Annotated in this window: 21 protein-coding genes; 9 read left to right on the top strand and 12 right to left on the bottom strand. The window is 63.4% G+C overall.

Annotated features, from left to right (window positions below):
* Nucleotides 1-127 precede the first annotated feature (127 nt).
* The gene (locus tag DEM26_RS05505) at nucleotides 128-709 is read left to right on the top strand and encodes a VOC family protein (RefSeq protein WP_075774370.1); all 582 of its coding nucleotides are present in this window, start codon (nucleotides 128-130) and stop codon (nucleotides 707-709) included.
* A 125-nt stretch (nucleotides 710-834) separates the two neighbouring features.
* On the opposite strand, the gene DEM26_RS05500 is transcribed toward DEM26_RS05505, so the two are convergent.
* Complete coding sequence (locus tag DEM26_RS05500; protein WP_088718966.1) at nucleotides 835-2160, bottom strand: aspartate aminotransferase family protein; 1326 nt, start codon at nucleotides 2158-2160, stop codon at nucleotides 835-837.
* A 200-nt stretch (nucleotides 2161-2360) separates the two neighbouring features.
* Here DEM26_RS05500 and DEM26_RS05495 point away from each other — a divergent pair, with 200 nt between their 5' ends.
* Together DEM26_RS05495 and DEM26_RS05490 are read left to right on the top strand one after the other, a co-directional pair.
* Complete coding sequence (locus tag DEM26_RS05495) at nucleotides 2361-3011, top strand: TetR family transcriptional regulator C-terminal domain-containing protein (protein ID WP_199224627.1); 651 nt, start codon at nucleotides 2361-2363, stop codon at nucleotides 3009-3011.
* A 112-nt stretch (nucleotides 3012-3123) separates the two neighbouring features.
* The gene (locus DEM26_RS05490) at nucleotides 3124-3756 is read left to right on the top strand and encodes a hypothetical protein (protein ID WP_109171890.1); all 633 of its coding nucleotides are present in this window, start codon (nucleotides 3124-3126) and stop codon (nucleotides 3754-3756) included.
* A gap of 10 nt (nucleotides 3757-3766) precedes the next feature.
* On the opposite strand, the gene preA is transcribed toward DEM26_RS05490, so the two are convergent.
* Together preA and DEM26_RS05480 are read right to left on the bottom strand one after the other, a co-directional pair.
* The gene (preA, locus tag DEM26_RS05485) at nucleotides 3767-5068 is read right to left on the bottom strand and encodes an NAD-dependent dihydropyrimidine dehydrogenase subunit PreA (RefSeq protein ID WP_075774367.1); all 1302 of its coding nucleotides are present in this window, start codon (nucleotides 5066-5068) and stop codon (nucleotides 3767-3769) included.
* Between the two features lie 3 nt (nucleotides 5069-5071).
* A complete protein-coding gene (locus DEM26_RS05480) occupies nucleotides 5072-6415 on the bottom strand; it encodes an NAD(P)-dependent oxidoreductase (RefSeq protein WP_109171889.1) in 1344 nt (447 codons plus the stop codon).
* A gap of 295 nt (nucleotides 6416-6710) precedes the next feature.
* On the opposite strand from DEM26_RS05480, the gene accB reads away from it, so the two are divergent.
* Nucleotides 6711-7211, top strand: coding sequence for an acetyl-CoA carboxylase biotin carboxyl carrier protein (gene accB / locus DEM26_RS05475; protein ID WP_075774721.1), 501 nt, complete (start codon nucleotides 6711-6713; stop codon nucleotides 7209-7211).
* A 10-nt stretch (nucleotides 7212-7221) separates the two neighbouring features.
* Nucleotides 7222-8565 carry an acetyl-CoA carboxylase biotin carboxylase subunit gene (accC, locus tag DEM26_RS05470; protein ID WP_075774365.1) on the top strand — a complete coding sequence of 448 codons (1344 nt, stop codon included), beginning with the start codon at nucleotides 7222-7224 and terminating at the stop codon, nucleotides 8563-8565.
* 45 nt (nucleotides 8566-8610) lie between these two features.
* Here accC and DEM26_RS05465 read toward each other — a convergent pair whose 3' ends face one another.
* Nucleotides 8611-9321 (bottom strand): class I SAM-dependent methyltransferase, encoded by a 711-nt coding sequence (locus DEM26_RS05465; protein WP_109171888.1) that lies wholly within the window; start codon nucleotides 9319-9321, stop codon nucleotides 8611-8613.
* Between the two features lie 71 nt (nucleotides 9322-9392).
* On the opposite strand from DEM26_RS05465, the gene aat reads away from it, so the two are divergent.
* Entirely contained in the window at nucleotides 9393-10031 is a 639-nt protein-coding gene (aat, locus tag DEM26_RS05460; protein ID WP_109171887.1) for a leucyl/phenylalanyl-tRNA--protein transferase, read from the top strand.
* Here aat and DEM26_RS05455 read toward each other — a convergent pair.
* From DEM26_RS05455 to DEM26_RS05430, 6 genes are all read right to left on the bottom strand, one after another.
* A complete protein-coding gene (locus DEM26_RS05455) occupies nucleotides 9995-10405 on the bottom strand; it encodes a DUF2155 domain-containing protein (RefSeq protein WP_075774362.1) in 411 nt (136 codons plus the stop codon). The two genes, aat and DEM26_RS05455, sit on opposite strands and share 37 nt — an antisense overlap.
* Entirely contained in the window at nucleotides 10402-10872 is a 471-nt protein-coding gene (gene mlaD, locus DEM26_RS05450) for an outer membrane lipid asymmetry maintenance protein MlaD (protein ID WP_109171886.1), read from the bottom strand. The genes DEM26_RS05455 and mlaD overlap by 4 nt, the downstream gene beginning before the upstream one ends.
* A 12-nt stretch (nucleotides 10873-10884) precedes the next feature.
* Complete coding sequence (locus tag DEM26_RS05445; protein ID WP_075774360.1) at nucleotides 10885-11259, bottom strand: NADH:ubiquinone oxidoreductase subunit NDUFA12; 375 nt, start codon at nucleotides 11257-11259, stop codon at nucleotides 10885-10887.
* A 70-nt stretch (nucleotides 11260-11329) separates the two neighbouring features.
* Nucleotides 11330-12400: an acyltransferase family protein gene (locus DEM26_RS05440; RefSeq protein WP_109171885.1), complete on the bottom strand. Its 1071-nt coding sequence runs from the start codon at nucleotides 12398-12400 to the stop codon at nucleotides 11330-11332.
* Between the two features lie 129 nt (nucleotides 12401-12529).
* Nucleotides 12530-13795, bottom strand: a complete 1266-nt coding sequence (gene clpX, locus DEM26_RS05435) for an ATP-dependent Clp protease ATP-binding subunit ClpX (protein ID WP_075774358.1) — start codon at nucleotides 13793-13795, stop codon at nucleotides 12530-12532.
* Between the two features lie 117 nt (nucleotides 13796-13912).
* Nucleotides 13913-14542, bottom strand: coding sequence for an ATP-dependent Clp protease proteolytic subunit (locus tag DEM26_RS05430; protein ID WP_075774357.1), 630 nt, complete (start codon nucleotides 14540-14542; stop codon nucleotides 13913-13915).
* Between the two features lie 221 nt (nucleotides 14543-14763).
* On the opposite strand from DEM26_RS05430, the gene DEM26_RS05425 reads away from it, so the two are divergent.
* Entirely contained in the window at nucleotides 14764-17370 is a 2607-nt protein-coding gene (locus tag DEM26_RS05425; RefSeq protein ID WP_158275084.1) for a methyl-accepting chemotaxis protein, read from the top strand.
* 42 nt (nucleotides 17371-17412) lie between these two features.
* Here DEM26_RS05425 and DEM26_RS05420 read toward each other — a convergent pair whose 3' ends face one another.
* Both DEM26_RS05420 and uraH read right to left on the bottom strand, forming a co-directional pair.
* Nucleotides 17413-18711: a urate hydroxylase PuuD gene (locus tag DEM26_RS05420; RefSeq protein WP_109171883.1), complete on the bottom strand. Its 1299-nt coding sequence runs from the start codon at nucleotides 18709-18711 to the stop codon at nucleotides 17413-17415.
* 122 nt (nucleotides 18712-18833) lie between these two features.
* Nucleotides 18834-19190: a hydroxyisourate hydrolase gene (uraH, locus tag DEM26_RS05415; RefSeq protein ID WP_075774354.1), complete on the bottom strand. Its 357-nt coding sequence runs from the start codon at nucleotides 19188-19190 to the stop codon at nucleotides 18834-18836.
* 326 nt (nucleotides 19191-19516) lie between these two features.
* Between uraH and DEM26_RS05410 the strand changes: the two genes are divergently transcribed.
* On the top strand, nucleotides 19517-20320 hold the full coding sequence (locus DEM26_RS05410) for a UDP-2,3-diacylglucosamine diphosphatase (protein WP_077701170.1): 804 nt from the start codon (nucleotides 19517-19519) through the stop codon (nucleotides 20318-20320).
* Entirely contained in the window at nucleotides 20317-21456 is a 1140-nt protein-coding gene (locus DEM26_RS05405; protein ID WP_088721856.1) for a ceramide glucosyltransferase, read from the top strand. Before DEM26_RS05410 ends, DEM26_RS05405 begins: the two co-directional genes overlap by 4 nt.
* Nucleotides 21457-21458 lie beyond the last annotated feature (2 nt).

The raw sequence follows: 21458 nt of genomic DNA, 5'->3' as shown, positions 1-21458 counted from the left end.
ACAAGCTCGCGCAGCGCTGCGTGGCGACCCTCGGCGGGGTTTCGCGCGGCCCCGCACAGATCCTGTTCCTAGACCTGAGCGCTGCACGGGTTATCTTGATCTAGAGGCAATTGAGGCAGAGGACGACATGCGCAAGATGCAGGTTCAGGGGGTTCACCACATCACGCTGACCGGCGCGGATCGGCAGAGCTCCATCGATTTCTGGGAGGGTGTCCTGGGGATGCCGTTCATCTTCGATCAGCCCAATCTCGACAATGCCGACGAAGGTCATCTCTATTTCGATCCGGGTGACGGTCGGCTGATCACGATCTTCACGAACGAGACCCGCAAGCCTGTTCACGACCGCACGCCCACCGACCCGGGCTGCGTGCATCATCTAGCCTTCAATGTCTCGATGGCGACGCATCGGCAGGTCGTGGCAAGACTCGATGCGCGCGGGATCGCGCATTCCGGCGTGAAGGATCGCGGCTTTATGGATTCGATCTATTTCAAGGATCCGCTGGGACTCCTGATCGAGCTGGCCACCTACAAGTTCGAACCGCCGCGCGGAACGTCCCATGCCGAGGTCATGATCGAGGCGCATCGCATCCGGGTGGCGCGCGGCGACAATGCCATCGGTGAGGAACATCTCGCCGACGCGATCGAGATGATCGTCGAGCGCTCGCAGCAATCGCTGAGCGAGGATCGCGGGGCGAAGAACCCGTACTGAGCGACGCGCTGTCTCGGACGTCAGAATGGCGCGGGGCGACTAGCCCCAGGCCGCGCATCAACCCGCAACGAGAAACGGCCGCGCAGTCCCTGCGCGGCCGTCTTGTCATCTAGGCTTGAGCCCGATCACTCAACCTCTTCGAGCACCTCTTTGAGCGTGCCGACCAGCTGGTCGATCTGCTCTTTCGAGATGATCAGAGGTGGGCTCATCGCGATGATGTCGCCGGTCGTGCGGATCAGGATGCCTTTCTCATAGGCCTTCAGGAAGGCCGAGAAGGCGCGCTTCGTGGGTTCGCCCGCGATCGGCTCCAGCTCGACCGCACCGATCAGGCCCTCGTTGCGGATGTCGATCACGTTGCGCACGCCCTTGAGCGAATGCAGCGCATCTTCCCAATAGGGAGCGAGCTCGGCGGCCCGCTCGAACAGCCCCTCTTCGCGATACGTCTCGATCGTCGCAATCCCGGCCGCGGCGGCGATCGGGTTGCCCGAATAGGTGTAGCCATGGAACAGCTCGATCATATGCTCGGGGCCGTTCATGAAGGCGTCGTGGACCTCGGCCGTCGTCAGTACCGCGCCCATCGGGATTACGCCGTTGGTCAGGCCCTTTGCGGTCGTGATCATGTCCGGCACGACGCCGTATTTCTCGGCAGCGAAGGCCGCGCCCGTGCGCCCGAAGCCAGTGATCACCTCGTCAAAGATCAGCAGGATGCCGTGCTTCTTGGTGATGTCGCGCAGCTTCTGCAGGTAGCCCTTCGGCGGCAGCAGCACGCCGGTCGAGCCCGCCACCGGCTCCACGATGACGGCAGCGATGGTCTCGGCGCCATGCAGCGCGATGATCCGCTCGAGGTCGTCGGCCAGATGCGCACCATGCTCGGGGCAGCCCTTCGACCAACGGTTCTCTTCGGGCAGATGGGTGTGCGGCAGGTGATCGACCCCCGGCACGAGCGGACCGAAGGTCTTGCGGTTGGTGACGATGCCGCCCACTGAGATACCGCCGAAGTTCACGCCGTGATAGCCGCGCTCGCGCCCGATCAGGCGCGTGCGAGCCCCGTCGCCGCGCGCACGGTGATAGCCGATGGCGAGTTTCAGCGCGGTCTCGACCGATTCCGAGCCGGAGTTGGTATAGAACACATGCGCCATCTCGTCGGGCGCGATGTCGAGGATGCGGTTCGCAAGCTCGAACGCAATCGGGTGGCCCATCTGGAAAGCGGGCGCGTAATCGAGCTCGGCCGCCTGTTTCTGGATCGCCTCGGTGATCTTCGGGCGGCAATGGCCCGCGTTGCAGCACCACAGGCCTGCCGTGCCGTCGAGCACCTGGCGCCCGTCGGAGGTGGTGTAATGCATATCCTTCGCCCCGACGAACATGCGCGGGTTCTTCTTGAACTGGCGGTTCGCCGTGAAGGGCATCCAGAAAGCGTTGAGATCATTGGGGGACTTGCGGTCGAGCGCCATGGGAAAACTCCGGTCGGAAGGCCGGGTCGGAACGCGGCCGGGATGTCTAGTTTGACCGAACGGTCAGACTCACGCTAGCACAGCTTGGGAACCAGTCAAGCGGCCTTCACCTGGCGTTTATAGCGCGCTCTCCTGCCTGTAGCGATTGATCCTGCAGTCACGCTTCGGTTAACGTAAACGACGCATTGGGAGACGAATACTTGGCAGACGACCTCGAACCGCGCGACTTCACCGGCGACGACGACGGCAAGCGCCCGCTGACCCGGATTCAGAAGGTCAATCGCGGCAAGATTCTCGAGGCGGCGCTGGACGTGTTCTCCGCGCATGGTTTCCGGGGTGCGACGCTCGACCAGATCGCAGCGGAAGCGGGGCTGAGCAAGCCGAACGTGCTCTATTACTTTCCCTCCAAGGAGGCGATCCACGAGGCACTTCTGGAAGGGCTTCTCGATATCTGGCTCGCGCCGCTGCGCGCGATCTCCGCCGAGGGCGAGCCGCGTGAGGAAATCATGCGCTACATGCGTCGCAAGCTCGAGATGAGCCGCGAGATGCCGCGCGAAAGTCGACTGTTCGCCAACGAGGTGCTGCAGGGCGCACCGCGAATGGGCGCGGAATTATCCACCGATCTCAAGACCTTGGTGGACGAGAAGGCGCGGATCATCGAAGGCTGGATCGCTGAGGGCCGCCTCGCGCCCGTCGATCCGCACCACCTGATCTTCTCGATCTGGGCGCTCACCCAGCATTACGCGGATTTCGACACGCAGGTGCGCGCGGTCCTCGGCCCGGGCAAGGAGCCGCTGGAAGGGGCCGCCCCCTTCCTAGACCTGCTCTTCGCGCGGCTTCTGGCGCCCTGAGCGGTTAAGCCTTCCGCAACCATTTCCGAAGTTTCCGCCGGATCTTAACGGTCTGGTAACACCCTCGACGCAGTTTGAGCATGCGTGGGGGCGCAAGAAAATGGAGCTCGGAATGGACCGGATTTCGGGGTTGATGCCTCAGATCGGGTGGTCGCCTCTATTGACGGTCGCGGCCCCGAAAACAGCGCCTGCCAGCAAGGTGGAGGCGCCTGCGGATGCGGCCAATACCAACGGCGGCCTCGGCGCGAATGTAGACACCCAGACGTCGCAGGATCGCGCGAAGCAAGTGCGGGCCCTGGAGGCGCGCGCGGCGCGCAGCGCCGTTGCGTCGAAAGAGGATGGCCAGGATCGGGGCGCGGAGGATTTGAACCAATCATCCCGCGCAATCGGCATGAGCGATGGGGGTGCACGTCCCGATCCCGACGCCTTGACCGGCCCGATCCCGACCTTCGAGGTCACGCCGCTCGAAGCGCAGGCGGCAGCACTCTGGGCGGCACCGGATCTTATGCCAACCCCGGAGGGCCCTGCGCCTGAGCCGGTACGGATTGTCACCGCCCCGCTCGCCGACACATCGACGGCGAAGAAAGAGGCCGAAACCTCCGACGCTGCCGAGATCCATCCGGAGACTGCGCCACAGACGGCAGAGAAAAAAGACGCGCCGCCCGATACTCGGAACAGCGCGCCTCAGGAGGGTTGGTCTCAGGTGCCCCCGCAGGTCGCGCCGAACCTCGACGTGACCCGCTAAGCCCCTGCCCTTATTCGGCTGCGGTCGCGGCGGAGGGGTTGTTGGGATGGCTCGTCCAGTTGGCATAATCGCCGACCGTCTCGCCAGTGCGTGGATCCACCTCACCCTTGTCCATCTTGCGCATCGTGATGCACTCAACCGGGCAGACCTCGACGCAGAGGTTGCAGGCCACGCATTCCTCGTCCTTGACCGAATAGACACGATCGTCGGACACCGCGATCGCCTGGTGCGAGGTGTCCTCGCAGGCGGCATAGCAGCGACCGCATTTGATGCAATCTTCCTGATTGATCTCTGCCTTGGTGACGTAGTTGAGATTGAGATACTGCCAATCGGTCACATTCGGCACCGCGCGGCCCACCAATTCGGAGGTCGAGGTAAAGCCCTTGCGATCCATGTATTCCGACAGGCCGGAGATCATCTCCTGCACGACTTTGAAGCCATAGGTCATCGCCGCCGTGCAGACCTGCACGTTGCCAGCCCCGAGCGCCATGAACTCTGCCGCATCGCGCCAGGTGGTCACGCCACCGATGCCCGAGATCGGCAGACCGGCCGTATCGGGATTGCGTGCGATCTCGGCCACCATGTTCAGCGCGATCGGCTTCACCGCCGGACCGCAATAGCCGCCATGGGTGCCTTTGCCGTCAATGGTGGGCTCCGGCGCGAAGTCGTCCAGATCGACCGAGGTGATCGAATTGATCGTGTTGATCAGCGAGACCGCATCGGCCCCACCGCGCTTCGCGGCTTCCGCCGGGCGCCGGATATCGGTGATGTTCGGCGTGAGCTTCACGATCACTGGCAGGCTGCAATATTGCTTACACCAGCGGGTGACCATCTCGATATATTCGGGGACCTGACCGACAGCCGACCCCATGCCGCGCTCGGCCATGCCATGCGGGCAACCGAAGTTGAGCTCGATCCCGTCGGCGCCGGTTTCCTCGACCAGCGGCAGGATCGCCTTCCAGCTTTCCTCGTCGCAGGGCACCATCAGCGAGACGATGATCGCGCGGTCCGGGTAGTCCTGCTTCACCGCCTTGATTTCGCGCAGGTTTGTCTGCAGCGGACGGTCGGTGATCAGCTCGATATTGTTGAGACCGAGCAGACGACGATCCGCGCCATAGATCGCGCCGTAGCGCGGGCCGTTCACGTTGACCACGGGAGGTCCTTCCGAGCCCAGCGTCTTCCAGACGACCCCGCCCCAACCGGCTTCGAAGGCACGGCGGACATTGTATTCCTTGTCCGTCGGCGGCGCGGAGGCGAGCCAGAACGGATTGGGGGATTTGATACCGATGAATTCAGAAGTCAGATCGGCCATATCTTAGCCCTCCATCAGGAATTGGTGGATTTCTTCAGCTGCATCGCGCCCCTGCGCGACCGCCGTCACGGTCAGGTCTTCGCCGGCATGGATGCAATCGCCCCCCGCCCAGACCCGTTCGACCGAGGTGCGGCCCGCGCCGTCCACCTTGATCTTGCCGCCCGCGACCTCGATCTTCGGAGGCATGTCGCCCAGCGTCTGACCGATCGCCTTGAAGACCTGATCGGCGGGCAGTTTGAAGGTCGCGTCGGTCATCTCGAGACCGTCGGGGCCCTTCTTCGTATAGGCAAACTCGACCTGACGCACCGCGCCATTGCCGTGGATGGCGATGGGGGCGGCGTTCTCGATGATGTTCACGCCATGGGTCAGCGCGTGCTCCTGCTCGACCGTGCTGGCGGGCATCTCGGCGCGAGAACGACGGTAGACGAGGGTCACGTTGAGCGCACCCAGCAGCTTCGACTGCACTGCGGCGTCGACCGCCGTCATGCCGCCGCCGATCACGACCACATCGCGCCCGATCGGCAGTTCGGCCAAATCGGAGGCCTGACGCAACTCCGCGATGAACTCGGTCGCGGGGCGGATGCCGTCCTTGTCTTCGCCATCGAGGCGCAGCGCGTTCACGCCCGACAGGCCCATCCCGAGGAAAACGGCGTCGAAATCGCCCAGCAGCTCGGCCAGATCGCCGTCACCGGCGCGGCCCAATTGCCAGTTTTCGACCACGGTGATGCCGCCGATCTGCAGCAGCCAGTCAACTTCCACCTGCGCGAACCCGCCCGGCGCCTTGTAGCTTGCGATACCGTATTCATTGAGGCCGCCTGGCTTCGAGCGCGCGTCATAGACGGTGACCTCGTGGCCCTTCATCGCGAGGCGGTGCGCACAGGCGAGACCTGCGGGCCCGGCGCCCACGACGGCGACCGATTTGCCCGTGCTCGCGGCGCGAGTGTAGGGGTGGCTTTGCTTGGCCATCAGCGTATCGGTCGCGTAGCGCTGCAGCGCGCCGATCTCGACCGGCTCGCCCTCCGACTCCATACGAACGCAGGACCCTTCGCAGAGATTTTCCGTCGGGCAGACGCGGGCGCACATACCGCCCATGATGTTCTGATCGAAGATCGTCTTCGCTGCGGCTTCCGGTGTTCCGGTCGAGATCTGCCGGATGAACAGAGGGATGTCGATCGCGGTCGGGCACGCCTCCATGCATGGCGCATCATAGCAGAAATAGCAGCGATCGGCCGCGATGCGGGCCTCTTGCGCCCCAAGTGGCGGCGCGTGATCGGCGAAATTGGTGCAGTAGCTTTCCGGGTCGAGCCGTGCTGGCGCGATCCCTTCGGTGAGCTGGCTATTGGACACTTGCGGGCTCCCTGTCAGTTTTTCTTGTTCCCTACGCTCGCACAGGATTGAATTTTATCAAGTGGTAAAATATGCCGCAGCGCGGCGGGCCGCCAATTTCCCGCCCGATTGCCCGGTTGTTGAGCAGTTTCTACCCCACACATGCTCAAATACCGGGCAATCACGAGATCGCGACCCCCTGACAACCGGACGGCCGATGCGCCTTTTCACCGCGCGTTACCTCGCGTATAACCGCCCTCAGCATCAAAGAGCCCCGCAGAATGGGCTCCATTTCAAAGCACCCTTCGAGGACCGCATGACCAAAAATACCCGTGACAACGACGTGGCCTTCATTCAGGCCCTTGCCGAACTGCTCAACGCGAACGAGCTGACCGAAATCGCCGTGACCCGCGATTACGCGCAAGATGACAGCCTGAAAGTGCGGGTGTCGAAACAGACCAATATCGTGCACGCCGCCGCCCCTGCCCCCGCAGCAGCCCCCGCTCCGGCACCCGTTGCTGCCCCGGCTGCCCACCCCGCGGCCGCAGAGCAATCCGCGCCCGTCGAAGACCCCGCCGATCACCCCGGCGCCGTGGCCTCGCCCATGGTGGGCACCGCCTATCTCTCGCCCGAGCCGGGCGCATCGGCCTTCGTGAAGGTCGGCGACCAGGTCAAGGAAGGCCAGACGCTGATGATCGTCGAGGCGATGAAAACCATGAACCATATCCCCGCCCCGAAGTCGGGCACCGTGAAGCGCATCCTCGTCGATGACGGTCAGCCGGTCGAATACGGCTCGACCCTGATGATCGTCGAATAAGGGGGCCGGTATGTTCGACAAGATCCTGATCGCCAACCGGGGCGAGATCGCGCTGCGCGTGATCCGTGCCTGCCGCGAGATGGGGATCGCCTCGGTCGCGGTCCATTCGACGGCGGATTCGGACGCGATGCATGTGCGCATGGCCGATGAATCGGTCTGCATCGGCCCGAACTCCTCGAGCCAATCCTACCTTTCTGTGCCCGCCATCGTCGCGGCCTGCGAGATCACCGGCGCTCAGGCGATCCACCCGGGCTACGGGTTCCTGTCCGAGAATGCCGCCTTCGTGCAGGTGCTCGAGGATCACGGCATTACCTTCATCGGCCCGTCCGCCGCCCATATTCGCATCATGGGCGACAAGATCACCGCGAAGGAAACCGCGAAAAATCTTGGCATTCCGGTCGTTCCGGGCTCGGCGGGCGGTGTTCCCGATACCGAATCCGCGAAGCAGATCGCGGCCGATATGGGCTATCCGGTCATCATCAAGGCCACCGCCGGCGGCGGCGGTCGCGGGATGAAGGTCGCGAGGTCCGAAGAAGAACTTGAGGTCGCGTTCCGCACCGCGCGTTCCGAGGCGAAAGCCGCCTTCGGCAATGACGAAGTCTATATCGAGAAATACCTTCAGAAGCCGCGCCATATCGAAGTGCAGGTCTTCGGCGACGGCAAGGGCCGCGGCGTCCATCTGGGCGAGCGCGACTGCTCCCTCCAGCGCCGCCACCAAAAGGTGCTCGAAGAGGCCCCCGGCCCGTCGATCACGCCAGAAGAGCGTGCCCGCATCGGCAGCATCTGCGCCAACGCAATCGGCGAAATGGGCTATTCCGGCGCCGGCACGATCGAGTTCCTCTACGAGGATGGCGAGTTCTACTTCATCGAGATGAACACCCGCCTTCAAGTCGAACACCCGGTGACCGAGGCGATCTTCGGCGTCGATCTCGTGCGTCAGCAGATCAAGGTTGCCGCCGGCGAGCCGATGGAGTTCGATCAGGACAAGCTGTCGATCCGCGGTCACGCGATCGAAGTACGGATCAACGCCGAGAAGCTGCCGAACTTCGCTCCCTGCCCCGGCAAGATCACCCATTACCACGCGCCGGGCGGCCTTGGCGTGCGGATGGATAGCGCGCTTTATGACGGCTATTCGATCCCGCCCTATTACGACAGCCTCATCGCGAAGCTGATCGTGCATGGCCGCGACCGCCACGAGGCGCTGCAGCGCCTGCATCGCGCGCTTGGCGAGCTGATCGTGGACGGGGTGGATACGACAGTTCCGTTGTTCAACGCGCTCCTGCAAGAGCCAGACATCCAGAGCGGCAACTACTCGATCCACTGGCTCGAGAAATGGCTCGAGAAAAACCTCTGAGCGGGTCGACATTGACGAAAACGCCCCCGGTTTCGGGGGCGTTTTTCATTTCGGGGTCAGCAGGCAGGTGCCGCGCTTTTTGTCTTTATCCTTGGGGCGATAGTAATCGCCGATATGGCTGCGTTGGCCTTGTCCGATCTGCTCCCAGTCGAGCCAATGGCAGTCGTAATCGAGCACATCTGCCATTGCGGTCATCGCCGGGAAGGATGGAATTCCGATCAACGCTTTCTCCTGCCCGTCGATCTGCGGGATCGAGTTCAGCTCGTTATCGGTGCGCTCGCGCATCAGCAGGATCACCGGGCCGGGGCGCTGCGCGAATTCGCTGTCCACGATCACCAGTTCCGGCCCGAGCTGGCGCACCAGCTGGAACAGCCGGAAATGGTCCATGACGTGGTAGAGAATGCCGAGAACACCGACCACGTCGAAGCGCTCGCCCGCGTCGATCAGCTTCTGCATTCCGTCGAAGATGTCGTCGCAGATCAGCTTCACCTTCTCGCGCAGATGCGCGCGGGGGAACTGCTCGAAGCGGTCGATCAGCTCCTGCCGCCCTTCGATTCCCACCACTTCCGAGGCTCCCGCAGCGGCGAAGGCATAGGCCCAGCGACCATCATGCGCCGCCAGATCGAGCACACGCTTGCCCGCGATCTCCTGCTCGAGCGGCTTGATGATCATCTTGTGGCGCAGGTTCATCCGCTCCACCGTACCGGGATCTTCGGCATATCGATCGATCTCGGGGAGGAAATCGTAGAAACCCATATTTGCGCTCGGCCCCGCTCTGGTTCATCTTGTTGGCGAGCCTAGGCGTAACGGGAAAACCGGGCAAGACAATGACGGACAGACTGAGCGCGGAACTACTTCTCGCGGGATATGCGCAGGGCATCTTCCCGATGGCTGAAAGCCGCGACAATCCGCAGCTTCACTGGTTCGACCCAGCCTTGCGCGGGATCGTCCCCTTGGACAAATTCCACATTTCGCGCTCTCTCGCGAAAGTCATCCGGCGCGGGGATTACAGTATTTCGACAAATGCCGCGTTTCGCGGCGTGGTCGAAGGCTGTGCCGACCGCGACGAGACATGGATCAACGGACCGCTCTTCGCGCTCTACGATCAGCTCCACGCCGCAGGCTTCGCGCATAGCCTGGAGGTCTGGCAGGATGGAACACTCGCGGGCGGCATCTTCGGGATCACCCTTGGCGGAGCGTTCTTCGGAGAGAGCATGTTCTCGCGCCGCCCCAATGCCTCGAAAGTGGCGCTCGCCTACCTGGTGGACCGGCTGCGTCAGACGGGGTTCTGCTTGCTCGATACGCAATACATCACGCCGCATCTGGCTTCGATGGGCGCGGTCGAGGTGACCCGAAACGAATATCGCGCGCGGCTCGCGCAGGCGCTGCCCCGAGAGTGCGACTTCACCTCAGGCGCGATCCCCGCGCCTCAGTCACTTTTGCATCGGATGACCCAGACGTCGTAACGCGGGTGATCGAGTGCCGAGAGCGCCGGGCTCGAAGCAATCATCCAGCCTGCGAAATCGGGCTGTGGCTTGTCCTCTTCGGTTACCGTCACATAGGCATAGGCATCGGAGGACGGATCGTCGGCCGGGTAGCGGCATTCGCGTAGCGTTACCGTGATGAACCCGTATTTCACGCTCTGCCCGACATTCAGATTGATGTCCGAGGCGATGCCCGACACCTTGTCGAGCCCGCGCAACATCGCGCCCGTACCGTCAGCCAGCCCTTTCGCGGGCTCATCCTGCGGGATCTGGTCGTCCGGCGTCGTTTGCGTGAAGTCCTGTGCGACAGCGAGCCCTGGAACGAGTGCTGCGATCAAAACCAAAGCGCGGATCATTGCGCCCCCTCCCCTGCGCCGTCGCCACTGCCGCCACCTGCGAATTTCAGCATCAGGTTCAGCATCGAGACCGCGCTCTGCGTGTCGAGAATTTCATCGCCCGGCTTGAGATCGTCGATCGCTCCGCCAGGGATCAGTTCGATATAGTTCGCGCCCAAGAGCCCGTCTTGCGTCACCGCGATCACCGTATCCTCGGGCAGCGCGACGCCCTTCTTCACCGAGATCGTGGTGTCGGCGAAGAACGTCTCGGGGTTCAGCGCGACATCCGTCACCGTCCCAACCTTCACGCCCGCAAGTCGCACATCGGTGCCGGGCACGACGCCCCCGATCGACCGGAAGGAGGCATGCAGCGGATAGGAACCGCCATCGGCCCCGATTCCCATGCCACGCCCCGCCCAGAGCAAAAAGCCCAGTGCCACGACCAGCACGATCGCGCCGGTAATGATCTCGGTGCGGTTTTCGCTCATAGCGCGGTGGCCTTACTCGGGCTGCCAAGCCTCGTAATCGCGGCGCTCGACCGGGTGCGCGAGGCGAATCGACCCCGGCGGCACATAGGCCGCTTCGGTGCCGGTGTGGTTCTGCTCATGCGGCTTTTCCCATGGCTTATGGGCCAGCGGCTTGTCGGTCGGCGGCTCATCATAGGTGAAGTGGATCCAGCCATGCCAGTCGGGAGGAATACGGCTCGCTTCGCTCTCGCCGTTATAGATCACCCAGCGGCGCTTGGCGTCCTTGGTGCGGTAATAGATGTTGCCTTGCTCGTCCTCGCCAACTTTCACGCCCTTGCGCGCGGTGAAAAGCTGCGTGCCGACGGTCGAGCCGTTCCACCAGGTGAGAATTCGAAGCAGAAACTTCATGGGGCAACCTCCGCAATGCGTCCCGCCTGTTATATCCGCTGGGGCGTCGAGGTCCAGTACCCGTGCGGGCTCAAGGCGCCTGCGAAGCAGAATTTGCCTGCGGAATCTGCCCGCGGCGAAGGATTTTCATCGCCGGACGCTCGACCCAGTGCCACGACAGCATCGCGAGCGCGACGGTGATCGGCGTTGCGAGGGCGATATTGGAAAGCGGGCCCATCTCGCCCAAGAGCGCCACGACCATCCCCTGCACAGGGAAAGCGTAGATATAGATACCGTAGGAGTAGTCGCCCACCCGATTGAACTCGCGCAACCTTCCCGAAGGCAGCCCCGCCAGCCAGAGCGTTGCGTAGGAGACAGCGAGTGCCATCGACGGATACGCCAGAGGGCCGTGCATACTGATAGCCGCCAGAACCGCGAGGGGAAGGGCGACCACCGGCGAGGCCGGAATGCGCGCACGCATCAGGTAGGCCCCCATGCCGAGGAAAAAGGGCAACCCCGGATACCAGAGCGAGCGAAGCGCATAGGCTCCGGGAAAATCGAATGCGGGGGCTTGGCTGAGGCCCGCTAGACCTACTAGAACCGCGGTCATCAGCAGGAGCGGCTTGCGCATCAAGCCAAGCACGCCGAGCAACGCGACGACCACGTAGAGCCGTATCTCGACCGGTAGCGTCCACAGCGAGCCCTGAACCGTCGGATAGGGATTGCCCTCGAAAACACCAGGCAGATTGTAATCGAGCCGGACGAGACTCACATTGCCGAGCCACGCCAGCCATGTCTCGACCGAGGCGAGGTAGTCGGCCGGGGACAGTCGGCTGAAAATCGGCCCGATGACGAAGGTGACCAGCGAGATCGAGACGATCAACCCGGGGTAAATCCGCGCCACGCGGGCGCGGACATAGCGCCATGGGCTGCTAGAACGCTCGAAGCTCGCCGAGATCAGGAAGCCCGAAATCGCGAAGAACACGGAGACCGCAAGCGCACCGAGGCTGAAGCCGGTCGCGGCCTCGAGCGGTTCCAGCGCCCCCGGTCCGAGGCTGATCGGCCAAGCATGCGACACGAGCACGCAGGACGCTGCGATCAGGCGGATCAGGTTGAGATTGTTGTTCTGCCCCGCTGCGAGCGGTGCAAAGCTCTGCCTCATGTCCTTGCCCTTCTGCGAGGGGAATGCGCCAAGGACTAGCGCAAACCCTTCCGCACGAGAAGAATCATGTCGCAAAACAAAGGGGCGAACCGAAGCTCGCCCCTTGCTGAATCGTTGCTTATGTCGCGATCAGCTCGCCGATTTGCCTTCCTTCTTGGCTTCGGCATAGATCAGCAGCGGTTTTGCGTCGCTCTGGGTCACGGCCTCTTCGTTGACCACGACCTCTTCGACCTCTTCCATGCCCGGCAGTTCGAACATCGTGTCGAGCAGGATGTCTTCCATGATCGACCGCAGGCCGCGTGCACCTGTCTTCCGCTCGATTGCCTTCTTGGCGATGGCGGTCAGCGCATCGTCGGTAAAGGTCAGCGACACACCCTCGATCTCGAAGAGACGCTGATACTGCTTCACCAGCGCGTTTTTCGGCTCGGTCAGGATGGTCACCAGCGCCTCGGCGTCGAGATCGGTCAGCGTCGCGATGACCGGCAGACGACCGACGAATTCCGGGATCAGGCCGAATTTCAGCAGGTCCTCGGGCTCGAGCTCCTTGAACAGCTCGCCGATATTGCGGTCTTCGCTATCCTTTACGTCCGCGCCGAAGCCCATCGCCGAGCCCTTGCCCCGCTGCGCGATGATCCGGTCGAGACCCGCGAAGGCGCCGCCGCAGATGAACAGGATGTTCGTCGTGTCGACCTGCAGGAATTCCTGCTGCGGATGCTTGCGCCCGCCCTGCGGCGGCACGGAGGCCACGGTGCCCTCCATGATCTTCAGCAACGCTTGCTGCACACCCTCGCCCGACACGTCGCGCGTTATCGACGGGTTGTCCGACTTGCGGGTGATCTTGTCGACCTCGTCGATATAGACGATGCCGCGCTGCGCCCGTTCGACGTTGTATTCCGACGCCTGCAGCAGCTTGAGGATGATATTCTCGACATCCTCGCCCACATAACCGGCTTCGGTCAGGGTCGTCGCGTCGGCCATCGTGAAGGGCACATCAAGGATGCGCGCCAGCGTCTGGGCGAGAAGTGTCTTGCCGCAGCCCGTCGGGCCGATCAGCAGGATGTTCGACTTCGCCAGTTCGATGTCGGTCTTCGTGCCGTGGTTGAGACGCTTGTAGTGGTTGTGCACCGCGACCGAGAGCACGCGCTTGGCATGTTCCTGGCCGATCACGTAATCGTCGAGCACCTGGCAGATATCGCGCGGGGTCGGCACGCCTTCGGTGGATTTCAGCCCGGCCGATTTCGTCTCCTCGCGGATGATGTCCATGCACAGCTCGACGCATTCGTCGCAAATGAACACGGTCGGACCCGCGATCAGCTTGCGGACCTCATGCTGGCTTTTGCCGCAGAACGAGCAATAAAGCGTGTTCTTGCTGTCGGAGCCGTTCGAGTTCGCCATCTCTTACCTCTGCTGCCCGGGCCGCCCCGGGCTTCGTGAATTGGCCTGTCCCTTCAAGACTAGGACAGGCCAACCGTCACCTCAATGTCAAAATCGTCCCGAAGTTAAGCGGGAGGATCACTTTTCTCCGTCGTCGCTGACCCGGCTTTCAAGGATCTCGTCGATCAGGCCCCACTCCTTCGCGGCCTCGGCGGACATGAAGTTGTCGCGCTCGAGCGCGGCTTCGACGGTCTCGTAGTCGTTGCCGGTATGCTTGACGTAGATTTCGTTCAGGCGACGCTTGAGCTTCTCGGTCTCGCGGGCGTGGATCATGATGTCGGTCGCCTGCCCCTGGTAGCCGCCCGAGGGCTGGTGGACCATGACGCGGCTGTTGGGCAGCGAGAAGCGCATCCCCTTTTCGCCCGCGGTCAGCAGCAACGAGCCCATCGAGGCCGCCTGCCCGATCACCAGCGTCGAGACCTTGGGTTTGATGTATTGCATCGTGTCGTAGATCGACAGACCGCTCGTCACCACGCCGCCCGGCGAGTTGATGTACATCGCGATCTCTTTCTTCGGGTTCTCGGCCTCGAGGAACAGAAGCTGCGCGCAGATCAGCGTCGACATGCCGTCATGGACGGGGCCCGACAGGAAGATGATGCGCTCCTTCAGCAGGCGCGAGTAGATGTCGTAGGCACGCTCGCCGCGCGAGGTCTGCTCGACCACCATCGGCACCAGCGTGTTCATGTAAAACTCGTGGGGATCTTTCATCTCGGCCCTTCCTGGTCGTTCGACGCTCTTCATAGCGTGTGATCTTTACAGAAGTCTTAGTGACCGCATCGGGGACCTTCAAGGGCACTGACTGCGGGGAAAATGCGCTTGCGGCGCAAATGCTGACCTGCAGCAGGTCCGCGTTAAGGGCATCGAAAGGGTATGGACGTAGCGTGTCCGCGATTTTGCGGGAATGCCCCCGTGTGGAAAAAGAGGCGGAGATGTCCAAATCCGAGGCTGGTGCAAGCGCCTGGCACACCGTGATGGTCAAATTGCTGGCCCTGATCGCGATCGTCGGCATCATGTTCGCGGCGCTGATGACGTTGCTCACGATCAATTCGAACCATCGCCGCGCCAACGAGGCCGCGAGGACGCAGCTCGACCAGATCCTGCCTATGCTCGGTGATTCGGTAACGGATGCGCTGATCACGGGACGGATCGCAGACGCGTCTCATGAGGTCAAAGCGGTGCTCGCGGGCTCCGACGGCGCCGGTCAGTCCGCGCTGGTGCTCAACTTGCGCGGCGACGTTCTGGCTAAGGCGGGCGAGGCCGACCCAGCCTTGGTCACGCTTGCGCAAAACGCGATTGAGGCGCAGGGCCTGAAGAAATCGGCAGACGGGCTGAGCGAAGCAATTCCCCTGCGCATTTCCCCGCAAGACGACCCGCTCGCCGTGCTCGCACTGCGATGGAGCCCGGCACCCGCCATCGCGCGCGCTGCCGAGGACATGATACGCAACCTCGCTTTCACGGCCTTGATTTTTGTGGGCATTCTCGGCGGCGCGATGCTCGGCGTACGCTGGCTTATCGCGCGCCCGCTCACCCGCGTGACGCAGGCGATGCGCTCCGTAGTCGCGGGGCAGCTCGATGCCGAAATCCCCGCCACCAAGCGCCACGACGAAATCGGCGCGATCGCCCGCGCGCTGCAAACCTTCGCGTCCGAGCTTGCGATCGCCGAATCGCGCAACCGCGCAGCGCGGGTCCACAGCGCCGCACTCGAAAGCGCCTCGGTCGCGATCATTCTCACCGGCAACGATCACGTCATCACCTTCGCCAACGAGGCCGCTTCGGATCTGCTGCGCCCCTTCGCGCCAGAAATCCGATCCTACAACCCGAGTTTCGACCCCGATAAGCTTGTCGGAACCCGCGCGGACCAGATTTTGCCAGCGGGGACGACCGCGGCCGCAGCGCTCGACGGCGGGGCACGCGACACCCTCACCCTCGAAGGCCGAATGCGCGCCGGATCGCTTCTCTGCCTCGTCAGCCCCGTGACCGACGAGGCGGGCGAAAAGATCGGCCATGTCTCTCAATGGCGCAACACCACGGAAGAACGGCGCAATGCCTCGCTGATCTCTGCGATCGACGCCAACCTCCTGCGCGTGGACCTACGTCCCGATGTAACGATCGACACGCTCAATCACGCGTTTGCCGAAGTCTACGGCGCGCCCCGCGAAGATATGGCCGGGATGTCCGTAGCCGGCCAGATTACCTTCGAGGGCACGCCGGTCTGCGAAATTCTCCGGCGCGATCCGCAGCCATTCGCGGGTATGCTGATGCTGCGCTGTGCCGACGGCCGCCAGGCCTGGCTCGAAGGCTCGGTCAACCCGATCCTCGATTCGGACGGCACGATGGTCATGTTCACCGTGCTCGCGAGCGACCGCACCCAGCAGCATTTGGAGGCTGACGCCCGCCGGAAAGAACGCGACGCGATGCAAGCCGCCCAACAACACATTGTCGAGACCCTGAAATCGGCCTTGGCCGGGCTCTCCGCCGGGGATCTCATGGCCGAGATCACCGCTGAATTCGAAGGCGATTCCAAGACATTGCGTGACGACTTCAACAGCGCGATCGGCGATTTGCGCGACGCGATGCGAAAGGTGCTCGACAACGCCGGATCGATCCGCACTGAGGCGCGGCAAATTTCGTCAAACTCCGATGACATGGCGCGGCGCACCGAACGGCAGGCCGCCACGCTCGAGGAGACCGCCGCCGCGCTCAACGAGATCACCGCCTCGGTCGAGGCGGCCGCCCAGGCCGCCGGCCGCGCGAATGACCTTGTCGAGACCGCCCGGCGCAGCGCGGAAGAAAGCGGCCAAGTCGTTTCCGAAGCCGTGCAGGCGATGTCGGAAATCGAACAAAGCTCGGAGCAGATCAGCCGGATCACCAGCGTCATCGACGAGATCGCCTTTCAGACCAACCTGCTCGCTCTGAACGCCGGGGTGGAGGCGGCGCGCGCTGGCGAAGCCGGACGAGGCTTCGCGGTCGTCGCGTCGGAAGTGCGTGCGCTCGCGCAGCGCTCCTCTGACGCTGCACGCGAGATCGCCGAGTTGATCGCGAACTCCTCAGCACAGGTGAAACGCGGCGTCGGCTTGGTGGGCCAAGCGGGCGATGCGCTCGGGGGCATCCAGTCCTCCGTTTCCGATCTTCTCGCCTATGTCGCGGACAGCGCGAATGCTACGCAGGAGCAAAGCGCGGGCCTGACGGAAATCAATTCCGCCGTCACGCAGCTCGATCAGGTTACCCAGCACAACGCCGCCATGTTCGAAGAGGCCCTCGCCGCTAGCCAGGTCCTCGAACGCGAGGCCGTGGAACTCGGCGAGGCGATGGGACAATTCAAACTTGGCGAGGCATCGGGTGCCAGCCCGAGTCGTGTCGACTCTGCGGACAAACCTGCTGTGGCGCCGCGACGTGCGCCCGAGAAATCGGAGCGCATTGCCTCCGCGCCGCCGAAATCGGCCCTGCGCGATGCTGCTTCGCCTATCAGCGTGTCAGGCAATACTGCCTTGGCTTTGCCGCCGCCACCCACGGATGACGATTGGGAGGATTTCTAACTCATCACTATGATCCCTGAACCCGTCGATATGCGGCAGCGATCACGACGCGTCGGGATGGGGAACCGCGATCTCGGCCTCGGCCCGATCCGTTGGACCTGCCGCTTGCGTCCCGGCCTCGCCCGCTCGGAACCAAGCCCGGATGGCGGCGCGCTCCTGCGGCTCCATGTAGCTCAAATTCGCAGGCGGCATCGCGTCGGTCAGCCCGGCTTGCACGTAGATTTGCCGCGCGGCGGCGGCGATTTCGCGGGGCGTCTCGAGCTTGATATTCTTGGGAGCATGGCCAATCCCCTCATAGCCGGGCTCGCTCGCATGACACATCGAACAGCGCCCCATTACGATACCGCTCACTTCGTCGAAGCCGGGCGCCGCCGCGAAGCGCTGCTCGAAAGGCGTCAACATGGCGCTGTCCTCGGTGTCCGCCCCGGCATCCGCCTTCGGGATAGAGGACAGCCATACGATCGCAATAAACAACGCCGCGGTGGCGCCCCAGGTCCACCACGGCTTACCCTTATGGGCGTGGTGCGTGTTGAAGAAGTGCCGGATCGTCACCCCCATCAGGAACACCAGGGAGGCGATAAGCCAGTTATAGGCGCTCGCGAAAGCCAGCGGATAATGGTTCGACAACATCAGGAAGATGACCGGCAGCGTCAGGTAATTGTTATGGGTCGAACGCTGCTTGGCGATCTTGCCGTATTTCGGATCGGGCGTGCGCCCCGCCACGAGGTCGGCCACTACGATCTTCTGGTTCGGAATGATGATCAGGAACACGTTTGCGGTCATGATCGTCGCGGTGAAGGCCCCCAAATGCAGCAGCGCCGCGCGGCCCGAGAAGACCTGCGTATAGCCCCAGGCCATCGCGACGAGAATGACGTAGAGGCCGAGCATGAGCCGGGTATTGTTTTCGCCGAAACGCGATTTGCAGATCAGGTCGTAGAGGAGCCAGCCGAGCGCGAGCGAGCCGATCGAGATCAGAATTGCCCCCCAGACCGGCAGCTCCATCACCCGCGGATCAATCAGATAGAACTGCGCCTGCGTCCAGTAGAGCACCATCAGCATCGCGAAGCCCGAAAGCCACGTCATGTAGCTTTCCCATTTGAACCAGGTCAGCCGGTCGGGCATCTGCGCCGGGGCCACGAGATATTTCTGGATGTGGTAGAAGCCGCCGCCATGGACCTGCCACGCCGCCCCATGCACCCCTTCAGGCGCGCCGGGTTCGGGCACCAGCCCCAGATCGAGCGCGATGAAATAGAAGGACGACCCGATCCACGCAATCGCGGTGATCACGTGCAGCCAGCGCACCGCGAACTGCACCCATTCCAGAAAAAAAGTGTAATCCATCCGTCGTCCCTCGTTTTGCGCCCAGAGTTTCCGAAGCCACGGCCGAGCGCAAGCGATGGCGCGGCGGAACCGCCGGATTTTTGTCCGGATGCTCAAATCACGAGCAGATGGACGCCCCGGGCTCAGCTGCCGCGATAGGTCGAGTAGCCGTAGGGCGAGAGCAGCAGCGGCACGTGGTAATGCGCCCCGGCATCATTCATCCCGAAGCGGATCGGGATATCGTCGAGAAACAGCGGCTCTTCCGCTCCCTGCCCGCTCGCCCGCAGATAATCCCCCGCAGCGAAGACCAGTTCGAACTGCCCGGTGCGAAACCGCTCCGCCGGCAGGATCGGCGAGTCGGTGCGCCCGTCGGCATTCGTCACCATCTCGGCCAGCACCTCACGATCGTCTCCGTTGAGAGCGAAGAGCGTGATCTTGAGCCCGTCCGCCGGGCATCCCCGCGCCGTGTCGAGCACATGGGTGGTCAGATATCCTGCCATCGCGTTCTCCTTCGCCAATCGTCGTCACCGCGACCACTATGCTTTCGGGTGAAACAAACCGCAAGATATCGTGCGCTCACCGGAAGTTGCTTGGTATTTCACACCCTTATGGTTGATCACCGCACAGCTGCCTCTAGGTGACATAACAGGTTCACGTAGCCGTCACATCGATGTCACGTCGGAAGGCGATGGGCAGCGCAGCAAAGAGCGGAAGGATCCTATGGCCCATAAATTGCAGTCTGCCATTTTCCGGACTGTCTCCGCATCGCTTCTCTGCGCAGGCGCCGGGTGCCTGCCTCTCCCCGCCGATCCACCGGAGATGTGACATGAGCCGATCGCGCCATCACAACAAGCACCACTACCGCAGCCTCTTCCTCTCGGATTTTCACCTTGGCTCGCGCGGGTGCAGCCCCGGCCCGATACTCGACTTTCTGCAAAGCGTCCGGGCCGACGCGATCTACCTCGTCGGCGATATCCTCGACCTCTGGCATGGTGGCCCCGTGCAGTGGGGGGATATCCATGCCGAGATCATCGAGACCCTCGAGGCCCATGCCGAGGCCGGAACGCGTATCGTCTACCTGCCCGGCAATCACGATGCGGCACTACGCTCGCCGGGTATGAACTTCCTCAGCTTTGAGCTGGCCGAGACGGCACTCCATGTCGGCGCGGACGGGCAGCGCTACCTTATCGTGCATGGCGATCAATGCGATGCGCGCATCCTGCGCTGGCACGCGATGACCCGTTTCGGAAGCCGGATGGACGCGCTGTTCCGCGGCATCGATGCCTGGTTGCGCCGCCGCCGTGACGTTTCCGAGACAGAGCGCACGTTGATCCAGCTCGCGATCGAGGGGATTAACCACCTGATCGCACGTGGCTCGGGTTACGAGCATCGGCTGATCGCGCTGGCCTCCGAGGCCGGGGTCGACGGGATCATCTGCGGCCACTCGCACAAGCCCGCGCTGCGCGAGGTCGGCGGAATGACCTACGCGAATTGCGGCGACTGGGTGGACAGCCTGACCGCCTTGGCCGAGGATAGTTCAGGCGCATTGCAACTTCTTCAATGGGGCGCGGAGCCCGCTGCGGTCACCGAGACCGGCACCCGCCCCGCCGTCGCAAAGGTTCGTGCATGACGATCGTTCTGCTCTTCCTTGCAGCCCTTCTGGGCATCACTCTAACGGCGCATCTTCTCAGCGCCGCGATGACCGCGTGGCGCGAATCCCGACCACCGAAGCCGGTGCCCGACGACCTGCCTTTCATCGCGCTGATGCGCCCGGTCTGCGGGGTCGACCCGTTCGACGCGGAGACGCTGGGCTCGTCCTTCGAACTCGACTATCCGGATTACGAGGTAATATTCTGCGCGCCGTCCGAGCACGACCCGGCCTGCGCGCTGGTCCGTCGCCTGATCGAAGAGAACCCGCATGTGCGTGCGCGGCTTCTGACTGGGCTCGACGCGGTGTCGGGCAATCCGAAGCTGAACAACCTGCACAAGGGTCTGTCCGCGACCGACGCTGAGTGGCTCGCGATGGCCGATAGCAATCTGCTTTTGCCGCGCGATTATCTGAAACGGTTGGTGGCGGAATGGCGGCCCGGCACGGGGCTGGTCTCCGCTCCGCCGGTGGCCGAGCGTCCAGGCAATCTCTGGGGCGCCGTCGAGGCAGCGTTCCTCAACACCAATCAGGCGCGCTGGCAGGTAGCGGCCGACATGATCGGGCTGGGCTTCGCTCAGGGCAAATCGCTGTTCTGGCGGCGCGACATCCTTATGGCAGGCGGCGGCTTCGCGGCGCTCGGGCGCAACATGGCCGAGGACGTGGCCTCTACGAAACTCGTGCGCCGTCAGGGGCTGAAGGTGCGGCTGACGCGGCACCTCTTCGCGCAACCGATCGGGAGGCGCGCGGCTCGCACGGTCTGGGACCGCCAGCTGCGCTGGTCCAAGGTGCGTCGCGACGGCTTCGTGATGATCTTCGCCGCAGAGATCGCGCAGGGCCCTTTCCTGCCCTTCCTCGCCGCGCTTGCCCTCGCCGCTTTGGGCGCGATGCCTTGGATCGCGCTGCCGCTTCTGGTTGCGCTGTGGTACGGTGCCGAGGTGCTGCTGGCGCGGATCGCGGGCTGGCCCGCCTCCGCACGCGACATCGCAGGGTTCGCGATCCGCGACGCGATGCTGCCCGCGCTTTGGCTGATGACATGGTTCGGGCGCGATTTCACGTGGCGCGGCAATGACATGACCCATCGGGACGTGGCGCGCCGCGACACCCCCGTCACGGAGTAACC

Origin of the sequence: Thioclava sp. NG1 (assembly GCF_003122275.1) — a bacterium.
GTDB lineage: Bacteria > Pseudomonadota > Alphaproteobacteria > Rhodobacterales > Rhodobacteraceae > Thioclava > Thioclava nitratireducens.
Note: the sequence above shows the minus strand (reverse complement) of the source record. Positions and strands in the feature narration are given on the sequence as shown.

Excerpts from the sequence above, each read along its gene's own strand:
- mlaD (WP_109171886.1), bottom strand. The coding sequence starts at position 10,872 with ATGAGCGAAAACCGCACCGAGATCATTACCGGCGCGATCGTGCTGGTC.
- DEM26_RS05505 (WP_075774370.1), top strand. The coding sequence starts at position 128 with ATGCGCAAGATGCAGGTTCAGGGGGTTCACCACATCACGCTGACCGGC.
- DEM26_RS05410 (WP_077701170.1), top strand. The coding sequence starts at position 19,517 with ATGAGCCGATCGCGCCATCACAACAAGCACCACTACCGCAGCCTCTTC.
- clpX (WP_075774358.1), bottom strand. The coding sequence starts at position 13,795 with ATGGCGAACTCGAACGGCTCCGACAGCAAGAACACGCTTTATTGCTCG.
- DEM26_RS05465 (WP_109171888.1), bottom strand. The coding sequence starts at position 9,321 with ATGGGTTTCTACGATTTCCTCCCCGAGATCGATCGATATGCCGAAGAT.
- accC (WP_075774365.1), top strand. The coding sequence starts at position 7,222 with ATGTTCGACAAGATCCTGATCGCCAACCGGGGCGAGATCGCGCTGCGC.
- DEM26_RS05490 (WP_109171890.1), top strand. The coding sequence starts at position 3,124 with ATGGACCGGATTTCGGGGTTGATGCCTCAGATCGGGTGGTCGCCTCTA.
- uraH (WP_075774354.1), bottom strand. The coding sequence starts at position 19,190 with ATGGCAGGATATCTGACCACCCATGTGCTCGACACGGCGCGGGGATGC.
- DEM26_RS05430 (WP_075774357.1), bottom strand. The coding sequence starts at position 14,542 with ATGAAAGATCCCCACGAGTTTTACATGAACACGCTGGTGCCGATGGTG.
- DEM26_RS05455 (WP_075774362.1), bottom strand. The coding sequence starts at position 10,405 with ATGATCCGCGCTTTGGTTTTGATCGCAGCACTCGTTCCAGGGCTCGCT.
- accB (WP_075774721.1), top strand. The coding sequence starts at position 6,711 with ATGACCAAAAATACCCGTGACAACGACGTGGCCTTCATTCAGGCCCTT.
- aat (WP_109171887.1), top strand. The coding sequence starts at position 9,393 with ATGACGGACAGACTGAGCGCGGAACTACTTCTCGCGGGATATGCGCAG.
- DEM26_RS05405 (WP_088721856.1), top strand. The coding sequence starts at position 20,317 with ATGACGATCGTTCTGCTCTTCCTTGCAGCCCTTCTGGGCATCACTCTA.
- DEM26_RS05420 (WP_109171883.1), bottom strand. The coding sequence starts at position 18,711 with ATGGATTACACTTTTTTTCTGGAATGGGTGCAGTTCGCGGTGCGCTGG.
- DEM26_RS05425 (WP_158275084.1), top strand. The coding sequence starts at position 14,764 with ATGTCCAAATCCGAGGCTGGTGCAAGCGCCTGGCACACCGTGATGGTC.
- DEM26_RS05500 (WP_088718966.1), bottom strand. The coding sequence starts at position 2,160 with ATGGCGCTCGACCGCAAGTCCCCCAATGATCTCAACGCTTTCTGGATG.
- preA (WP_075774367.1), bottom strand. The coding sequence starts at position 5,068 with ATGGCCGATCTGACTTCTGAATTCATCGGTATCAAATCCCCCAATCCG.
- DEM26_RS05445 (WP_075774360.1), bottom strand. The coding sequence starts at position 11,259 with ATGAAGTTTCTGCTTCGAATTCTCACCTGGTGGAACGGCTCGACCGTC.
- DEM26_RS05440 (WP_109171885.1), bottom strand. The coding sequence starts at position 12,400 with ATGAGGCAGAGCTTTGCACCGCTCGCAGCGGGGCAGAACAACAATCTC.